Source organism: Arenimonas sp. (genome assembly GCF_019459675.1).
GTDB lineage: Bacteria > Pseudomonadota > Gammaproteobacteria > Xanthomonadales > Xanthomonadaceae > Arenimonas.
On sequence record NZ_JAIBFH010000127.1, the window covers coordinates 1 to 2,014 of the forward strand.

At 69.2% G+C, this 2,014-nt stretch carries 3 protein-coding genes; 2 read left to right on the top strand and 1 reads right to left on the bottom strand.

Going from position 1 to position 2,014, the window contains the following annotated elements; genetic code table 11:
- A partial coding sequence (locus K0M70_RS04540) for a hypothetical protein (protein ID WP_290779866.1) occupies positions 1-310 on the bottom strand: 310 nt, incomplete at its 3' end.
- Positions 311-511: 201 nt separating this feature from the next.
- On the opposite strand from K0M70_RS04540, the gene apbC reads away from it, so the two are divergent.
- Together apbC and K0M70_RS04550 are read left to right on the top strand one after the other, a co-directional pair.
- Positions 512-1,597 (top strand): iron-sulfur cluster carrier protein ApbC, encoded by a 1,086-nt coding sequence (apbC, locus tag K0M70_RS04545; RefSeq protein ID WP_290779868.1) that lies wholly within the window; start codon positions 512-514, stop codon positions 1,595-1,597.
- Positions 1,597-2,014, top strand: a 418-nt coding sequence (locus K0M70_RS04550) for a DUF1287 domain-containing protein (protein ID WP_290779870.1), incomplete at its 3' end; no start/stop codon positions are given. The genes apbC and K0M70_RS04550, both read left to right, overlap by 1 nt.

The window sequence follows — 2,014 nt, forward strand, 5'->3', positions numbered from 1 at the left end:
AGCTGGCGGTGGTGTTCTGGGTGAGGGTCTGCAGGGCGTCGCCGACGGTACGGAAGCCTTCGCGCTCGAAGTCTTCGCGGCTGATCACGACGACGGGGGACGGGCCCTCGATCTCGGAACGCTTGATTCGCGAACCCACCACCGTGACGGCGTCGAGTACCGTGGTCTCCTCGGCACTGTCTTCGTCTTCGTCTTCGGTGGCGGCGGTGGTCTGCGCGAAGGCCGTGGCGGCCAGCGGCAGGGTCAGGGCCAGCGCCAGCGAGCGCGCGAGCAGGTTGCGACGGTAAGCGGGAACGGAAGCAGTGTTCATTAATTGACTCCCCTGAGTCGGTAGCGGGTCGGTGAGTAGCCGGGTTTTTTGTTCGGACACGTGCCGTTTCCGACCGCGCCTTAACCGGAACGTAACACAAGGTAGGCAGCCTATGGCAAGTGCCTGTCCTTAGTCTTGGCGCACTTACGTTCGTGAAGGCCGGGTGGCGGTGTAAACTCTTGGCATAACAGGAGTTTACGAATGACGACCGAAAGCGCCGTACGCACTGCCCTGGGCCTGGTCCAGGACCCCCACTGTGAACAGGACCTGATCTCGTCGGGCGCCGTACGTGGCGTGGGCGTGGACGGGTCGAAAGTGGCGGTCGAGATCCAGCTGGGTTACCCCGCCGCCGGCTGGCACGCCACGCTGGAGGCCCTGGTCCGCCAGGCGCTCGAGGCGCTGCCGGAGGTTGAGCAGGCGACGGTGACGGTCACTTCCCGGGTCCACGCCCATCGGGTCCAGAAGGACCTGACACCGCTGCCCGAGGTCCGCAACATCATTGCCGTGGCGTCGGGCAAGGGCGGGGTGGGCAAGTCCACCACCGCCGTGAACCTGGCCCTGGCGCTGCAGGCCGAGGGCGCCACGGTGGGGGTGCTGGACGCCGACATCTACGGCCCCAGCATCCCCAAGATGCTGGGCCTGTCCGGCCGGCCCGACAGCCCGGACGGCAAGACCATCGAACCCAAGCGCAACCATGGCCTGCAGGCCATGTCCATCGGCCTGCTGGTGGCCGAGGACACGCCGATGATCTGGCGTGGCCCGATGGTCACCCAGGCCCTGCAGCAACTATTGAACGACACCCGCTGGCAGGGGCTGGACTACCTGGTGATCGACCTGCCGCCGGGCACCGGCGACATCCAGCTCACCCTGGCCCAGCGGGTGCCGGTGTCGGGCGCGGTCATCGTCACCACGCCCCAGGACATCGCCACCCTGGACGCCCGCAAGGCCCTGCAGATGTTCGCCAAGGTGGACGTACCGGTGCTGGGCATCGTCGAGAACATGGCGGTGCACGTGTGCTCGAACTGCGGCCACAGCGAACACGTGTTCGGCGCCGGCGGCGGCCAGAAAATGGCTGCACAGTACGACGTGCCCCTGCTGGGCTCGCTGCCGCTGGACATCCACATCCGCGAGCAGGCCGATTCGGGCACGCCCACCGTGGCCGCCGACCCGGGCTCGGCCCTGTCCCTGGCTTACCGCGACATCGCCCGTCGCACCGCGGCCCGGCTGTCGGTGCAGGCACGCAACAAGGCCATCGCCTTCCCCAACATCGTGATGCAGAACACCTGATGGCACGGCGCCTGGCGCTGCTGCTGGTACTGTGGCTGGCGGCCCTGGCTTCCCCGGCGCTCGCGGGCGGGCGCGAGCAGCTGCTCGAGGCCGCCCACGCCCAGGTCGGCGTCACCCGTTTCTATGACGGCAGCTACGTGCGCCTGGCCTACCCGGGCGGCGACGTGCCGGCCGACCGCGGCGTCTGCACCGACGTGGTTATCCGCGCCCTGCGCGCCACCGGCCTGGACCTGCAGCAGGCGGTGCACGAGGACATGCGGCGCGATTTCGCCGCCTACCCGGCGCTGTGGGGCCTGCGCCGCCCCGACCGCAACATCGACCACCGCCGCGTGCCGAACCTGGAAACCTGGCTGCGGCGGGCCGGGCATGCGCTGCCCGCGTCCACCCCGGCGGGCGCATTACCGCCCGGCGGCCGGG

What these genes read in the sequence shown, in the direction of transcription:
- apbC (WP_290779868.1), top strand. Translation starts at nt 512, where the DNA reads ATGACGACCGAAAGCGCCGTACGCACTGCCCTGGGCCTGGTCCAGGAC.